A 13,955-nucleotide genomic window follows, 5' to 3' on the forward strand; every position below is an offset into this window, starting at 1 on the left:
AGTCCTGCTTAACGTTATCGTTCGTTTTTTGCCTGTTCAGGGTGGCCGTCCATGTGGAGCTACATTCTCAAACGTGTGCTGCTGATGATCCCGACGCTGCTCGGCGTCTTGACCATCACGTTCGCCGTGATCCAGTTCGTGCCGGGTGGACCGGTCGAGCAGGCGGTGTATGAGTTGCGTAAAGGGCAGGCTGAGGGGCACGCGCCATTCGGGCTGCGCTCGCACACGGGTGTCGACGCGCAGCAGATCGCGCAATTGAAAGCGCTCTACGGTTTCGACAAACCGCCGCTCGAACGCTACTGGCTGATGCTCTCGCGCTTTGCGCGCTTCGATCTCGGGCAAAGCTATTTCCATCACCAGAGCGTCTGGTCGCTGATCGTATCGAAGCTGCCCGTTTCGATCAGCATCGGGCTATGGACGTTTTTTCTCACCTACCTGATATCGGTGCCGCTCGGCATCGCCAAAGCCGTGCGCAGCGGCTCGTCGTTCGATATTGTGTCGAGCCTCATCGTGCTCATCGGTTATGCGATTCCGGGGTTCGTGCTTGGCGTGCTTCTGCTGGTGCTGTTCGGCGGCGGCTCGTTCCTGCAGCTATTCCCGTTGCGCGGCCTCACGTCCGATAACTTCGCGCAGCTCAGTTGGGGCGGCAAGATCGTCGACTATCTATGGCACATCACATTGCCGATCACGGCGTCGGTCGTCGGCAGCTTTGCGGTGGTCACGATGCTCACGAAGAATGCGTTCCTCGACGAGGTCCACAAGCAGTACGTGCTGACTGCGCGCGCGAAGGGTCTCGCCGAGCGCCGCGTGCTCTGGAAGCATGTCTTTCGCAATGCGATGCTGCCGCTGATCGTCGGCTTTCCGGCCGCGTTCATCGGCGCGTTCTTCACCGGAAGCCTCCTGATCGAAACGCTTTTTTCTCTCGATGGTCTTGGCTTGCTGTCGTATGAATCAGTCGTGCGGCGCGACTATCCGGTCGTGCTCGGCACACTCTATCTCTTCACGCTGATCGGGCTCGCGACGAAGCTCATCTCCGATCTCTGCTATGTCTGGGTCGATCCGCGAATTCAGTTTGAACAATTGGAGCGTTAAGATGAAACAACCCCCACGCTCACTACGTTCGCTGTCGACGGGAGTTGGCGCTTTAGCGCTTACTCCGGTCCCATGCAACGCTCCCCCCATGGGGGCGGTCGGTACGCTTGGGGCGGCCCGGCGCGTACCGACATGAGCCGAGTCCGTCCCCGTACCGATAGCGATGCGCAAGCTCGCACCGAGACTGCGCGTGCGTTTGTGTCGCCCACGCCCGCGCGCCGCGTGTGGCTGCGCTTCAAGCAGCAGCGCCTCGGCTACTGGAGCCTGATTATTTTCATCGTTGCGTTTGCGGCGAGCCTGGCTGGTCCGCTGTGGTCGAACGACAAACCGTTAGTCGTCCGCTATGACGGGCAACTGTACTTTCCGATCGTGAAGACGTACGCGGAGACCGCGTTCGGCGGCGATTTCCCGACGCCCGCGGATTACCTCGATCCCTACGTCCGGCATCGGTTCGACGCGCCCGGCAACTTCGCGATCTATCCGCCGAATCACTATTACTACGACACGCTCAACTATTTTTCGAACCAGCCGAACCCGGCGCCGCCGTCGCGCGAAAACTGGCTCGGCACCGACGCGCAGGGGCGCGATCTGCTCGCGCGGCTTCTTTACGGCTTTCGCGTATCGGTCGAATTCGGCCTGGTGCTGACCTTCATCGGCACCTTGATCGGCATTCTCGCGGGTGCGGTGCAGGGGTACTTCGGCGGACGAATCGATATCGTCGGGCAACGGTTGATCGAGATATGGAGCTCGATGCCCGAGCTCTATCTGCTGATCATCTTTGCGTCGATCTTCGAGCCGAGTTTCCTGCTCTTGATCGTGCTGCTGTCGCTGTTCGGATGGATCGGCTTATCGGACTACGTGCGCGCGGAGTTTCTGCGCAACCGCACGCAGGATTACGTACGGGCCGCGCGCGCGATGGGCCTTTCGAATTGGCAGATCATTTGGCGCCATGTGCTGCCCAATAGCCTCACACCCGTCATCACGTTCCTGCCTTTCCGGATGAGCGGGTCGATTCTCGCACTGACGAGCCTCGATTTCCTCGGCCTCGGCGTGCCGCCGCCGACGCCGAGCCTCGGCGAATTGCTCGCGCAAGGCAAGGCGAATCTCGACGCGTGGTGGATCTCGCTGTCGACGTTCGGCGTGCTCGTTGCCACGCTGCTTTTGCTGACGTTCATGGGCGATGCGTTGCGCAATGCGCTCGATACGCGGATTGCCGATGCGATGCGCGCCGGAGGCAACCAATGAGCGCGCCGACGACGCCGCAAATGAATTCGAACGACTCGGCCGCCGGCGAGCCGTTGCTGGAACTCGAGCGCTTGCGAGTGAGCTTCGGCGACACGGTTGCCGTCAACGATGTGACGCTTGCCATCGCCAATGGCGAGCGTGTCGCGCTGGTTGGCGAATCGGGCTCGGGCAAGAGCGTGACGGCGCTCGCGATTCTGCGTTTGTTGCGCGATGCCGAAGTGAGCGGCTCGATCCGCTTTGCGGGGCAGGACCTGACGCAAAAGACCGAACGCCAGATGCGCGGCCTGCGAGGCTCGGACATCGCGATGATCTTCCAGGAGCCGATGACGGCGCTCAACCCGCTCTTCACGATCGGCGATCAGATCGCGGAGACGATCGAGCTGCACGACGGCTTGCGGCCGCTCGAGGCGAAGAAGCGGGCGATCGAGTTGCTGGCGCGCACCGGCATCGCCGAGCCGGAAAAGCGCGTGAACAGCTACGCGCACCAGTTGTCGGGCGGTCAGCGTCAGCGCGCGATGATTGCGATGGCGCTCGCGTGCCGGCCGCGTCTGTTGCTCGCCGATGAGCCCACGACCGCACTCGACGTCACGATCCGTGCGCAGATCGTCGACCTGTTGCTGGAGCTGCAGCGCGACGAAGCGCAGAAGCGCGGCATGGCCGTGCTGCTGATCACGCACGACCTCAACCTGGTGCGCCGGTTCGCGCAGCGGGTGGCGGTGATGGAGCGCGGTGTGCTGGTCGAGAGCGGTGCGGTCGAGCGGATTTTCGCCGAGCCGCAGCATCCGTACACGCAGCGCCTTCTGAACAGCCGGCCGCAGCGCGAGGTCGAGCCGGTCCTGCCGATTGCGCCAGTTCTGCTCGAAGCGCGCGACGTGTCGGTCGCGTTTCGTACGAAGCTGCCGGGATTTGGCGGCTGGTTTCGTTCGGGACGGTTCGCCGCCGTCTCGGACGCGAGTGTGACGGTGCGGCAAGGGGAGACCGTCGGGATCGTCGGCGAGTCGGGCTCGGGCAAGTCGACGCTTGCCATGGCGCTGCTCGGCTTGCAGCGTACGTCGGAAGGCGAGGTCGAGTTTCAAGGTCGGCCGCTCGCGAGCTATCGTGGACGCGAGCAAACGGTCTTGCGCTCGAATATGCAGGTCGTGTTTCAGGATCCGTTCAGCTCGCTTTCGCCGCGCCAGACGATCGAACGGATCGTCGGCGAGGGGCTTGCGCTGCATCGTCCGCAGCTCGACGCTACCGCGCGGCGCGAAAAGGTCATCGCGGTACTGCGGGAAGTGGGGCTGGATCGAACGGCGCTGTCGCGTTACCCGCATGAGTTTTCGGGCGGACAGCGTCAGCGGATCGCGATTGCGCGAGCCTTGGTGCTGGAGCCGCGCATCCTGATTCTCGACGAGCCGACGAGCGCGCTCGACGTGTCGATCCAGCAGCAGGTCCTGAAATTGCTCGCCAATTTGCAGAACAAGTACAACCTCGGTTTCGTGTTCATTAGCCACGATCTCGAGGTGATCGGTGCGATGGCGCATCGCGTGATGGTCATGCAGGATGGAATGATCGTCGAGACTGGAGAGGTGGAAAAAATATTCTCTGCTCCGGCCCATCCTTACACGCGAAAGCTACTAAATGCCGCATTGCAAGCCTGATTTGCCCCAATGGGGGTGTTATCTCAATTGTATTTTTTAATTTGTTTTGACATTTCTATACTTACTGGCTAGTATCGTCCAAACTTTTCGCAGTCCACTGATTCTTAAGCAAATTCTACCGACCAATGCAGCACCGATATCTAGCCCAGGTTTGTACGCGAGCCGTCACCGGGATGTTCATCGGCGTACTGATGGCAGCAGCTCCCGGCGCGTTCGCCGACGAAGTAAGCAGTTTTAATCAGAATGCCGCAAATTCGACTCAAAATGGGTCGAATTTGCTGTCTCCCGATCCTTCCCTGTATTCCCAAGCAGGCACCGCGGCCCCCTCGGCCGGCGGTGCTAAGTCGTTTCTGTCGGGCATGGCCGGCAAAGCTGGCGACGTTGTCGTCGGCGCGCTGAACATGATCGGCGTGCGCTACCGCTGGGGCGGCAATACGCCGGATTCGGGCCTCGATTGCAGCGGCTTCGTGCGTTACGTGTTCCAGGACACGCTTGGCCTCGCCCTGCCGCGCCGCGCTGAAGAAATGAGCCGAGTCGGCGAAAAGGTTCGCATGAGCGAACTGAAGCCGGGCGATCTCGTGTTCTTCAATACGATGCGCCGCACGTTCTCGCACGTTGGCATCTACATCGGCGACAACAAGTTCGTGCATTCGCCGTCTACCGGCAGCACGATCCGTGTCGACGATCTGGATGACGGCTACTGGGAAAAGCGCTTCACGGGCGCGCGCCGCATCGAGACGCAGTTTCCGCTGAAAGCCGATGATCTGCGTCAGCGTGTGAATGCGACACTCGGCGGGAACGGCAACTAAGGTTCCGCCAGCGCGGCTGATCGTGGACAGATCAAAAAAGCCTGCTTCGTTCGAAGCAGGCTTTTTGTGTTTTTGCTCGAGATCGATTTGAAATCGATACAGCAGCCTATTAGGCGGCGGCTGCGCGGCTCGCAGCCAGCTTGCGTTGCAGCTCCGGAAACGTCTTCGCAACCGCTTCTTCTCCTGCCAGGATGGCCGCGTTGCGCTGGCCGAAATCACTGCCGCCCATCGCCGCGAGATTCGGGCGAATCACGAAGTCGGCGTACTTTTCGAGCTCATAGGTCTTGATCGTCTGTCCCATGATCGTGAAGGTCTGGAGCAAGACGTCGAACGAGCTTTGCGTGAGTGCCGATTCCGGCCGCGCCGAGATATCCACCGCGATCACGAAGTCCGCCCCCATCTTGCGCGCGAACGAGGCCGGGACAGGGCTCACGAGCCCGCCGTCGACATACTCGTGTCCGCCGATCTTCACCGGCTCGAATATCGACGGCACGCTGCACGATGCGCGCACCGCGATGCCCGTGTTGCCGCGCTGGAACAGGATCGGTTGGCCGCTGCGCAGATCGGTCGCGACGACGCCGAGCGGCTTGGCCATCTTTTCGATCGGACGGTTGTTGAGCGTCGTGTTCAGATAGTTCTGCAGCGCGACACCTTGCAGCAAACCGCGCGCGCGAAACGGCATCGCCCAGTCGCTGATCGACGCTTCGTCCATCGTCAGCGCGAGCTTGTTGATCGCGATGCCGCTCATGCCGGACGCATACAGCGCGCCGACGACCGAGCCCGCGCTCGTGCCGCACACGATGTCGACCTGGACGTTGCGCGCTTCGAGCGCCTTGATCACGCCGATATGCGCAAAGCCGCGTGCCGCGCCTCCGCCGAGCGCGAGCGCGACGCGAATCGGACGCTCGCGCGTCGTGGCGGCCGGCGGAAGGGTTGCCGGCGGCGTGGCAGTCGCGTTGTTGGGCGCCGCGGCGGCAGATTCGCCGTTGGGCTTGGTGCCTGTCGAGGCGCAGGCTGACAATACCGCCGACGCGCATGCAAGCGAGAACGTGCGGCGGGTGAGGCGAGGGGACGAGGGTTTCAACGATTTCTCCAGCTACGGCGCGCGCACATCATAAAGCAAAGCGCGGAACGCGGATCGCTGCGTGAAGACAAGTGGCCGACGGTTATAATTCCCGTTTGTTTCCGAATCGATTCGTTGCGCGCTGCTCGTGATGTTCGCTTGTGGCTTCCTTGAAGATGCTCGCGGCATCGCGCAACGACATCCGCGCTCACGCGCATTCCGCTTCCGAGTTTCCTTTTCGCCTATGACTACCTCCGTTCGCACTCGCTTTGCACCGAGCCCAACCGGCTTCATTCATTTGGGCAACATCCGCTCCGCGCTGTACCCATGGGCGTTCGCGCGCAAGACGAAGGGCACGTTCGTGCTGCGGATCGAGGATACCGACGTCGAGCGTTCGACGTCCGAGGCCGTCGATGCGATCCTCGAAGGGATGGCATGGCTCGGCCTAGATATCGACGAAGGTCCGTTCTACCAGATGCAGCGCATGGACCGCTATCGCGAAGTGCTCAAGCAGATGGTCGATCAAGGGCTCGTGTACCCGTGCTACATGTCGACGGAAGAGCTCGATGCGCTGCGCGAACGTCAGCGCGAGGCCGGCGAGAAACCGCGTTACGACGGCACCTGGCGGCCGGAGCCGGGCAAGGTGCTGCCGACGCCGCCCGCGGGCGTCGAGCCCGTCCTGCGCTTCAAGAACCCGCTGACGGGTGTCGTCGCGTGGGACGATGCCGTGAAGGGCCGCATCGAGATCTCGAACGAAGAGCTCGACGATCTCGTGATCGCGCGACCGGACGGCACGCCGACCTACAACTTCTGCGTGGTCGTCGACGATCTCGACATGCGCATCACGCACGTGATTCGCGGCGACGATCACGTGAACAACACGCCGCGCCAGATCAACATCCTGCGCGCGCTCGGCGGCGAAGTGCCGGTCTATGCGCACCTGCCGACCGTGCTCAACGAGCAGGGCGAAAAGATGAGCAAGCGCCATGGCGCGATGAGCGTCATGGGCTATCGCGATGCCGGCTATTTGCCCGAAGCGGTGCTCAACTATCTGGCGCGTCTCGGCTGGTCGCATGGCGACGCTGAAGTGTTTTCGCGTGAGCAGTTCATCGAGTGGTTCGATCTCGATCATCTCGGCAAGTCGCCGGCCCAATACGACCAAGACAAGCTCAACTGGCTCAACAATCACTACATCAAGGAAGCCGACGACGCGCGTCTCGCCGAGCTGGCCAAGCCGTTCTTCGCGGCACTCGGCATCGATGACGCGACGCTTGCAAGCGGGGCGGACCTCGTGGGCGTCGTCGGATTGATGAAGGACCGTGCGACGACGCTCAAGGAGATCGCGGACAACGGGGCGATGTTCTATCGCGCGCCGGCGCCAGATGCCGAAGCGCTCGCGCAGCACGTCACCGATGCAGTGCGTCCCGCGCTTGTGGAACTCGCGGCGGCATTGCGCTCGGCCGAGTGGACGAAAGAGGGTATCTCGGCCGCGTTGAAGGCGACGCTGGCTGCGCACAAGCTGAAGATGCCGCAACTTGCGATGCCGGTGCGTTTGCTCGTTGCGGGTACGACGCATACGCCGTCGATCGATGCGGTGTTGATGCTGTTCGGGCGCGATGTCGTCGTGAGTCGAATCGAAAAGGGACTCGCTTAAGCATCGTCGAAGGGCATGCATGCAGCCTCGAAAAAGCTGCATGCAAAAAATTTTGCATCGGAAGCGAAGAGGGTATTTACAAAACGGAAATCGAACTCTACAATCTCGCTTCTGTTCTGCAAGGGGGTATAGCTCAGCTGGGAGAGCGCTTGCATGGCATGCAAGAGGTCAGCGGTTCGATCCCGCTTACCTCCACCATCAGAACAGTGAGGTCGATTGCAAAGCACTTTGACAAACAAAGCGCAGCGGTAAAAAGGACTTCACAAGCAGTAGTTAAGCAGTTAGAATAGCGTTCTTCGCAGTTGACGGAAGTTAGCAGCGAAAGCGAGACGAATCTGAAAAGATTTTGTCCCCTTCGTCTAGAGGCCTAGGACATCACCCTTTCACGGTGAGTACAGGGGTTCGAATCCCCTAGGGGACGCCAAAACATCGGCGTCGCTTCGGAAGAGAAGCAGCGCAGTTCGTGAGAATAGACCGACGCTCACGAGCCATGGTGTAAAGACTGGAGTGGTAGTTCAGTCGGTTAGAATACCGGCCTGTCACGCCGGGGGTCGCGGGTTCGAGTCCCGTCCACTCCGCCAGACAAAGCCCGTTCAGGTCATGCTTGAACGGGCTTTTTCATTAAAGGTGTAAGCAGTACGTTGTCCCCTTCGTCTAGAGGCCTAGGACATCACCCTTTCACGGTGAGTACAGGGGTTCGAATCCCCTAGGGGACGCCAAAACATCGGCGTCGCTTCGGAAGAGAAGCAGCGCAGTTCGTGAGAATAGACCGACGCTCACGAGCCATGGTGTAAAGACTGGAGTGGTAGTTCAGTCGGTTAGAATACCGGCCTGTCACGCCGGGGGTCGCGGGTTCGAGTCCCGTCCGCTCCGCCAAATGGAAACCCGTTCAAGCTCGGTGCTTGAGCGGGTTTTTCTTTTACTGCCTGCGTCGTGTGTCCGGGACAAACCGCACTTGCCAGCGCGCGCGGGCTGCCTTAACGTGGGCCGAATAACGTCTTCCGCTTGCTGCAGCGATGCTCGATCCGACCGACGTCCCGTTTCCGTTCCATCTGCGTGAAGCCGCACCCGGCGATTTCGAATTCGCGGAGGCGCTCACACGCGCCAACATGGGCGGCTATTACAAGCGCCATCATCTGATTTGGCGTGCCGACCTTTTTCTGGCGAGCTGGCGCGAGTCGGAAAACTTCATCCTCGAAGAGAACGGCGAGCCGATCGGCGTGCTGCGCATCACCGAGGAAGGCGACTCACTGCACATTCGCGACGTGCAAATCGCCGAAGGGCATCGACGTCACGGCGCCGGCACCTATCTGCTCGACACTTCGCATCGTTGGGCGCGTGCGCGTGGCTTGCGCGAGTCGCAGTTGCGCGTGTTCGTCGACAACCCCGCGGCGCGGCTTTATCTGCGCATGGGGTATCGGATCGCCGGTCCGCGGCTTGCCCAGTTGGGTGCGATCCGGCATATGGTGCGGCGCGTTTGACCCGTTGTGTTCTATGCCTGCGACGCGGCGCGCGAGGCGTGTTGCTGCCTAACGTCGGCTGGTCTCAGCGGCGTCACGCCGAATCGCGCGCCTCATCGCTTGCCGTCTCGGCCGATTGATCATCGATGTCGTCGTCTGCCGGATCGTCGCTTCGGCGTTCGGCGCCGCGCATCATGAACGCGCGCGGGCTCTCGCCGAACGCCCGCCGGAACATCGCCGAGAACGCACTTTGGCTTTGATAGCCCAATTCCTGCGAGACATGCGACAGCGCCCGCCCTTGATGCAGCAATGGGATCGCTCGAGCCAGCACGGCCTGCTGGCGCCACTGCGAAAAGCTCATCCCCAGTTCGTTGCGAAAGAGTCGCGCGATCGTGCGTGTGCTGGCGCCAACGCTCGATGCCCAGCGCTCGAGCGGGTCCGTGTTCGCGGGATTGGCGAGCAGCGCCTCGCACAGCGCGCGCAGGCGCTTCTCGCTTGGCATCGGCACTGACAGCGGCAGCGGCACCGAGCGCGTCAGTTCGTCGAGCGCGAGCGCGCCGAGGAGCTGCTCGCGCGTCGAGGTCAGCTCGCGCGTGTCGATCGCGGCGATGACTTCACGCAGCAGCCCCGACACTTCGACCACACGGCACGCGTCGAGCCCTGGCGGAACGGCGGATTCATCGATGTAGAGCGTGCGCAGGTACGCGTCCTCGACGATGACGACTTCATGGTTGATACGCGGCGGCACGAAGATCGCGCGCGATGGCGGGACCATCCACGTGCTGTCCGCGACCCCGACTCGCAGCACGCCCCGCGATGCATACGCGAGTTGCGCCCAAGCGTGCGTGTGCTGGGCGATCCGTTCGCCGGCGGGCATCGGACGCGAACGCACGCGGATCGGATGCTCGGGCGTCGGCGCGAACTCGGGCGGGATGTCGGCGAAGTGAACGCGTGTTGAAGGCGCGGTCGCTGGGTCGGCGGAGGCGGGATGAGAGGACGAAGCAGCGGACTGGGTCATGGTCGTGGTAGCTAGCCAAATGGAATGGCCGAAACGGGCGGCGAGCGGCGCCGCGGCAAAGCACGAAGAAGAAGGCCTGCTGGCTTGGAGATACAGGCTCGTTACACACGTTGACCGGCGGTCTATTGTATGTGGAATGTCCGGGCCGTGTGGTCTGGGCCGTGCGGTGCAGGATTCATTGTCCACGAAACCCATCCGTAAGCCTGTGGCGAAACTTGCGGGGCATAATTCGTTTCGACGCAGCCCATTCGAATGGAGACGCCCATGACGTTTGCGACGACGGATCTTTGCGACGCGCACGAAGACAAACTAGTGTCGGGCGCGTTGCGCGTGCTCGAACCGATATTCCGTTCCTTCGGTCGCGCACAGATTTTTGGCGGCCGTGCAGTCACGCTGAAATTGTTCGAGGACAATTCGCTCGTGCGCTCGACGCTCGAGCAGCCGGGGCACGGGCACGTGCTCGTCGTCGATGGCGGCGGGAGTCTGCGATGCGCGCTGGTCGGCGGCAATCTTGCGCAGATCGGCGAGACGAACGGCTGGGCCGGCATCGTGGTCTACGGCTGCGTGCGCGATACGTTGGAACTGGACGCCTGCAACATCGGTATCCGCGCGCTCGCTGTGCATCCGCAGCGTAGCCAGAAGCGCGGCGCGGGCGAGCGCGACGTCCCGGTACGGTTGCCGGGCTCGGTCGTGCGGCCGGGGGATTGGGTGTATGCGGATATCGACGGCGTGCTGATCAGCGACGCGCCGCTCACATAATCGACAGGGATGTGCGCGAGCGGTGCCGCGGTCTTTCCAAATCGCTGAACAAACGGCTGGCCGCAAGGCCATTGAGGTGACGAACGAAAGGACGGGAAGGACAGGCAACTATGCAATACGTATTCGTGTACGGCACGCTGAGGGCGGGCGAAATCAACGACATCGGCCGGGCGGCCGCGCGGCACGGCATCGCCGAGCCGCGATTCATCGGTGCGGCCGCGGTGCGCGGACAACTCTTCGACTTCGGCAGCTACCCCGGACTGGTTCCGGACGAGGCGTCGTCGTTAGTGCGCGGGGATGTCTATCAAATCGACTCGGCGCTCGTGCCGGTGCTCGATGAGATCGAAGAGGTCTATCCGGGTGTCGAGGGGCTTTTCAGGGCGCGACAGCTGACGGTTGCCGTCGACGGGCGCGAATTGCCGTGTCTGTTCTATCCGGTGGCCTCGGAGGCTGTCGCGAACCGTACGTGGATCGAATCGGGCGACTGGGTTGAATACCGGCTCGAGCGCGAAGCCTCTCCGGGCGTCAAATACGGAAGCTAAAAGAGAAAAAGGCGCCGCAAATGAGCGGCGCCTTTTCACTTCTGGCAGGTGCTGTTCAAAGGCGAAGAGCGGCGCTCGACAAGCCACGCCGCATCGCCATCGATCAGATCTCTTCGTAAAGCGGCAACGTCAGGAATTCGGTGAAGTGTTCCGACGTCGACATCTTTTGGAAGATGACGGCAGCGCGCTCATACGGCTTGGTATCGCCGCCGACGGTCTTCTTCACGTTCTCCAACTCGACCTGAGTGAACTCGTTCACGAGTTCGGCCGTGACCTTGCGGCCGTCTTCGAGCTTGCCCTTCGGCGAGCGGATCCATTGCCAGACTTGCGAACGCGAGATTTCCGCGGTGGCCGCGTCTTCCATCAGGTTGTGGATCGGCACGCAGCCGTTGCCGGCGAGCCATGAGCCGAGGTAGTGAATCCCGACGTTGATGTTGTTGCGCAGGCCCGCTTCGGTGATCGGCGCTTCCGGACGGAAGTCGAGCAGATCCTTTGCCGCCGGAATGACGTCGTCGCGCTGCTTGGCGATCTGGTTCGGCTTGTCGCCGAGCACCTTGACGAACTCTTCCATCGCGATCGGCACGAGGCCCGGGTGGGCAACCCATCCGCCGTCGTAGCCGTCGCCCGCGTCGCGCGCCTTGTCCGAGCGCACGCCGTTCATTGCCTTCTCGTTGGCCTGCTCGTCGCTCTTGATCGGAATCAGCGCGCTCATGCCGCCGATCGCCGGCGCGTTGCGCTTGTGGCAGGTCTTCAGCAGAAGCAGTGCGTAGGCGCGCATGAACGGCACCGTCATCGTGATCTGCGAGCGGTCGGCCAGGCAGAAGTTGGTGTCGTTCTTGAACTTCTTGATCGCCGAGAAGATGTAGTCCCAGCGGCCGGCGTTCAGGCCGGAGCTGTGCTCGCGCAGCTCGTACAGGATCTCGTCCATCTCGAACGCAGCGACGATCGTCTCGATCAGCACCGTCGCGCGGATCGTGCCGCGCGGGATGCCGATCGCTTCCTGCGCCATCACGAAGATGTCGTTCCACAGACGGGCTTCGACGTGGCTTTCCATCTTCGGCAGATAGAAGTAGGGCCCCGTGCCGCGTGCGAGCTGTTCCTTCGCGTTATGGAACAGGAACAGCGCGAAGTCGAAGACGCCGCCCGACACGCGCTGGCCGTCGACCGTCACGTGCTTTTCGTCGAGGTGCCAGCCGCGCGGACGCACGATCAGCGTCGCGATCTTGTCGTTGAGCTTGTACGACTTGCCGTTCTGCTCGAGCGAGATCGTGCGGCGCACCGCGTCCTTGAGGTTCAACTGGCCGGTGATCTGGTTGTCCCAGTTCGGCGTGTTCGAATCCTCGAAATCGGTCATGTAGGAATCCGCGCCCGAGTTCAGCGCGTTGATGATCATCTTGCGCTCGACCGGTCCGGTGATCTCGACGCGGCGGCATTCGAGATCCTTCGGCAGCGGCGCGATCTTCCAGTCGCCGTCGCGGACTGCCTGCGTTTCCTTGAGGAAATCGGGGCGCTCGCCGGCGTCGAGCCGCTTCGTGCGCTCGGCGCGCACCTTCAACAGCTCCTGGCGGCGCGGCTCGAATGCGCGATGCAGCTTGGCGACGAGTTCGAGCGCATCGCGCGTCAGGATCGTTTCAAAACCCGGCTGGATTGCACCGGTGATTTCCATGCCTTGCGGCAGCGACAGCGTGTTGGCCATGGGATTCTCCTTGGTCGGTCAGATGACAAAGATACAAATAAAAAATGCCTTGATACCCGCTTCGAGTCGACTCAACCGCCAGGGCTGTGGCGGCTGCGGCCTGGACTCTTGTCGGGCGGCGCAGCAAGGTTTTCGATGAAATCGAGCAGGTCGGCCATGCGGCCGCCTGTGCCATGGGGGATCACCCCCAATTCCTCGGCGGGCGCGCCCGCGCGATTGATCCAGAACGTCGTGTAGCCGAACCAGCCCGCGCCGGCGGCGTCCCAGCCGTTCGACGACACGAACACCATCTCGCGCGCGGCCGCGCCGAACGCTTGGGGTCCAAGCGCGTACGCGGCGGGAGCCGGCTTGTAGGCGCGCACGGCGTCAACCGACAGCACGCGGTCGAACAGGCCCGTCATGCCGGCGCTCTTCACGGCGATGTCGAGCATCTGCGGATTTCCGTTCGACAGGATCGCGAGCCCGACGTGCCCCGCGCCCGCGCGCATCTCGCGCAGCCGGCGCAAGGCGGGCACGGTGTCGGGATAGGCGGACAGGCATGCGTATTCGTCCATCAGGCGCTTTTCGCCGGCACTGCCGAGGTCGAGACCGAGCTTGCGCGCGCTGTAGCGCAGCGCATCGAGCGTGATGTTCCAGAACGGCTGGTAGCGCGCGCCAGCCGGATCGGCCAGCGTGCGCAACTGCGTGTATTCAATTTGCTTTTGCCGCCACAACTGCGAGAGCGCGTCGCCGTGGCCCGGGAACATCTGCTCCGCCGCAGCGACGACCGAATGCACGTCGAACAACGTGCCGTAGGCGTCGAAGATGACTGCTTTGGGGAGAAGTGTCGTTGTGGCCGACATTGCCATGCGCTCCTATAGAGGTCGAGTTGAATTGTATTGGTGATTCATTACGCTTAAAAAGACCGGAAACATCACTTGATCTTTTACTTTTATCACCCTAATCTGGCCGTCGACTTGTTTATGTAACCCTTTTTT

General features: G+C 62.1%; 12 protein-coding genes and 5 tRNA genes. 13 read left to right on the forward strand and 4 right to left on the reverse strand.

Going from position 1 to position 13,955, the window contains the following annotated elements; translation table 11 throughout:
* The first annotated feature begins 51 nt into the window (after positions 1 to 51).
* The 4 genes from AAHK20_RS02060 to AAHK20_RS02075 all read left to right on the forward strand — a co-directional run bounded on the left by AAHK20_RS02060 (position 52) and on the right by AAHK20_RS02075 (position 4,786).
* A complete protein-coding gene (locus tag AAHK20_RS02060) occupies positions 52 to 1,092 on the forward strand; it encodes a microcin C ABC transporter permease YejB (RefSeq protein WP_498063322.1) in 1,041 nt (346 codons plus the stop codon).
* A 132-nt stretch (positions 1,093 to 1,224) separates the two neighbouring features.
* Entirely contained in the window at positions 1,225 to 2,337 is a 1,113-nt protein-coding gene (locus tag AAHK20_RS02065) for an ABC transporter permease (RefSeq protein WP_449179761.1), read from the forward strand.
* A complete protein-coding gene (locus AAHK20_RS02070; RefSeq protein WP_449179762.1) occupies positions 2,334 to 3,977 on the forward strand; it encodes an ABC transporter ATP-binding protein in 1,644 nt (547 codons plus the stop codon). The genes AAHK20_RS02065 and AAHK20_RS02070 overlap by 4 nt, the downstream gene beginning before the upstream one ends.
* A gap of 125 nt (positions 3,978 to 4,102) precedes the next feature.
* On the forward strand, positions 4,103 to 4,786 hold the full coding sequence (locus tag AAHK20_RS02075; protein WP_449179763.1) for a C40 family peptidase: 684 nt from the start codon (positions 4,103 to 4,105) through the stop codon (positions 4,784 to 4,786).
* A gap of 109 nt (positions 4,787 to 4,895) precedes the next feature.
* Here AAHK20_RS02075 and AAHK20_RS02080 read toward each other — a convergent pair whose 3' ends face one another.
* The gene (locus AAHK20_RS02080) at positions 4,896 to 5,882 is read right to left on the reverse strand and encodes a patatin-like phospholipase family protein (RefSeq protein WP_449180046.1); all 987 of its coding nucleotides are present in this window, start codon (positions 5,880 to 5,882) and stop codon (positions 4,896 to 4,898) included.
* 211 nt (positions 5,883 to 6,093) lie between these two features.
* On the opposite strand from AAHK20_RS02080, the gene gltX reads away from it, so the two are divergent.
* From gltX to AAHK20_RS02115, 7 genes are all read left to right on the forward strand, one after another.
* Positions 6,094 to 7,503, forward strand: coding sequence for a glutamate--tRNA ligase (gltX, locus tag AAHK20_RS02085; protein WP_449179764.1), 1,410 nt, complete (start codon positions 6,094 to 6,096; stop codon positions 7,501 to 7,503).
* Positions 7,504 to 7,625: 122 nt separating this feature from the next.
* A tRNA-Ala gene (locus AAHK20_RS02090) sits at positions 7,626 to 7,701 on the forward strand.
* Positions 7,702 to 7,851: 150 nt separating this feature from the next.
* Positions 7,852 to 7,927, forward strand: a tRNA-Glu gene (locus AAHK20_RS02095).
* Between the two features lie 80 nt (positions 7,928 to 8,007).
* A tRNA-Asp gene (locus AAHK20_RS02100) sits at positions 8,008 to 8,084 on the forward strand.
* 62 nt (positions 8,085 to 8,146) lie between these two features.
* Positions 8,147 to 8,222: transfer RNA gene (locus AAHK20_RS02105), tRNA-Glu, on the forward strand.
* Positions 8,223 to 8,302: 80 nt separating this feature from the next.
* Positions 8,303 to 8,379: transfer RNA gene (locus AAHK20_RS02110), tRNA-Asp, on the forward strand.
* 140 nt (positions 8,380 to 8,519) lie between these two features.
* Positions 8,520 to 8,984 carry a GNAT family N-acetyltransferase gene (locus AAHK20_RS02115; protein ID WP_449179765.1) on the forward strand — a complete coding sequence of 155 codons (465 nt, stop codon included), beginning with the start codon at positions 8,520 to 8,522 and terminating at the stop codon, positions 8,982 to 8,984.
* 73 nt (positions 8,985 to 9,057) lie between these two features.
* Here the strand turns inward: AAHK20_RS02115 and AAHK20_RS02120 are convergent, their stop codons facing one another.
* Positions 9,058 to 9,981, reverse strand: a complete 924-nt coding sequence (locus tag AAHK20_RS02120; RefSeq protein ID WP_449179766.1) for an AraC family transcriptional regulator — start codon at positions 9,979 to 9,981, stop codon at positions 9,058 to 9,060.
* Positions 9,982 to 10,245: 264 nt separating this feature from the next.
* Here AAHK20_RS02120 and rraA point away from each other — a divergent pair, with 264 nt between their 5' ends.
* Entirely contained in the window at positions 10,246 to 10,740 is a 495-nt protein-coding gene (rraA, locus tag AAHK20_RS02125; RefSeq protein ID WP_449179767.1) for a ribonuclease E activity regulator RraA, read from the forward strand.
* Positions 10,741 to 10,850: 110 nt separating this feature from the next.
* Positions 10,851 to 11,282, forward strand: a complete 432-nt coding sequence (locus AAHK20_RS02130; RefSeq protein ID WP_449179768.1) for a gamma-glutamylcyclotransferase family protein — start codon at positions 10,851 to 10,853, stop codon at positions 11,280 to 11,282.
* Between the two features lie 103 nt (positions 11,283 to 11,385).
* Here the strand turns inward: AAHK20_RS02130 and aceB are convergent, their stop codons facing one another.
* Positions 11,386 to 12,978: a malate synthase A gene (aceB, locus tag AAHK20_RS02135; protein ID WP_449179769.1), complete on the reverse strand. Its 1,593-nt coding sequence runs from the start codon at positions 12,976 to 12,978 to the stop codon at positions 11,386 to 11,388.
* 71 nt (positions 12,979 to 13,049) lie between these two features.
* Positions 13,050 to 13,820, reverse strand: a complete 771-nt coding sequence (locus tag AAHK20_RS02140) for a haloacid dehalogenase type II (RefSeq protein WP_449179770.1) — start codon at positions 13,818 to 13,820, stop codon at positions 13,050 to 13,052.
* Positions 13,821 to 13,955: the final 135 nt, after the last annotated feature.

This window comes from Trinickia camelliae (assembly GCF_053525655.1).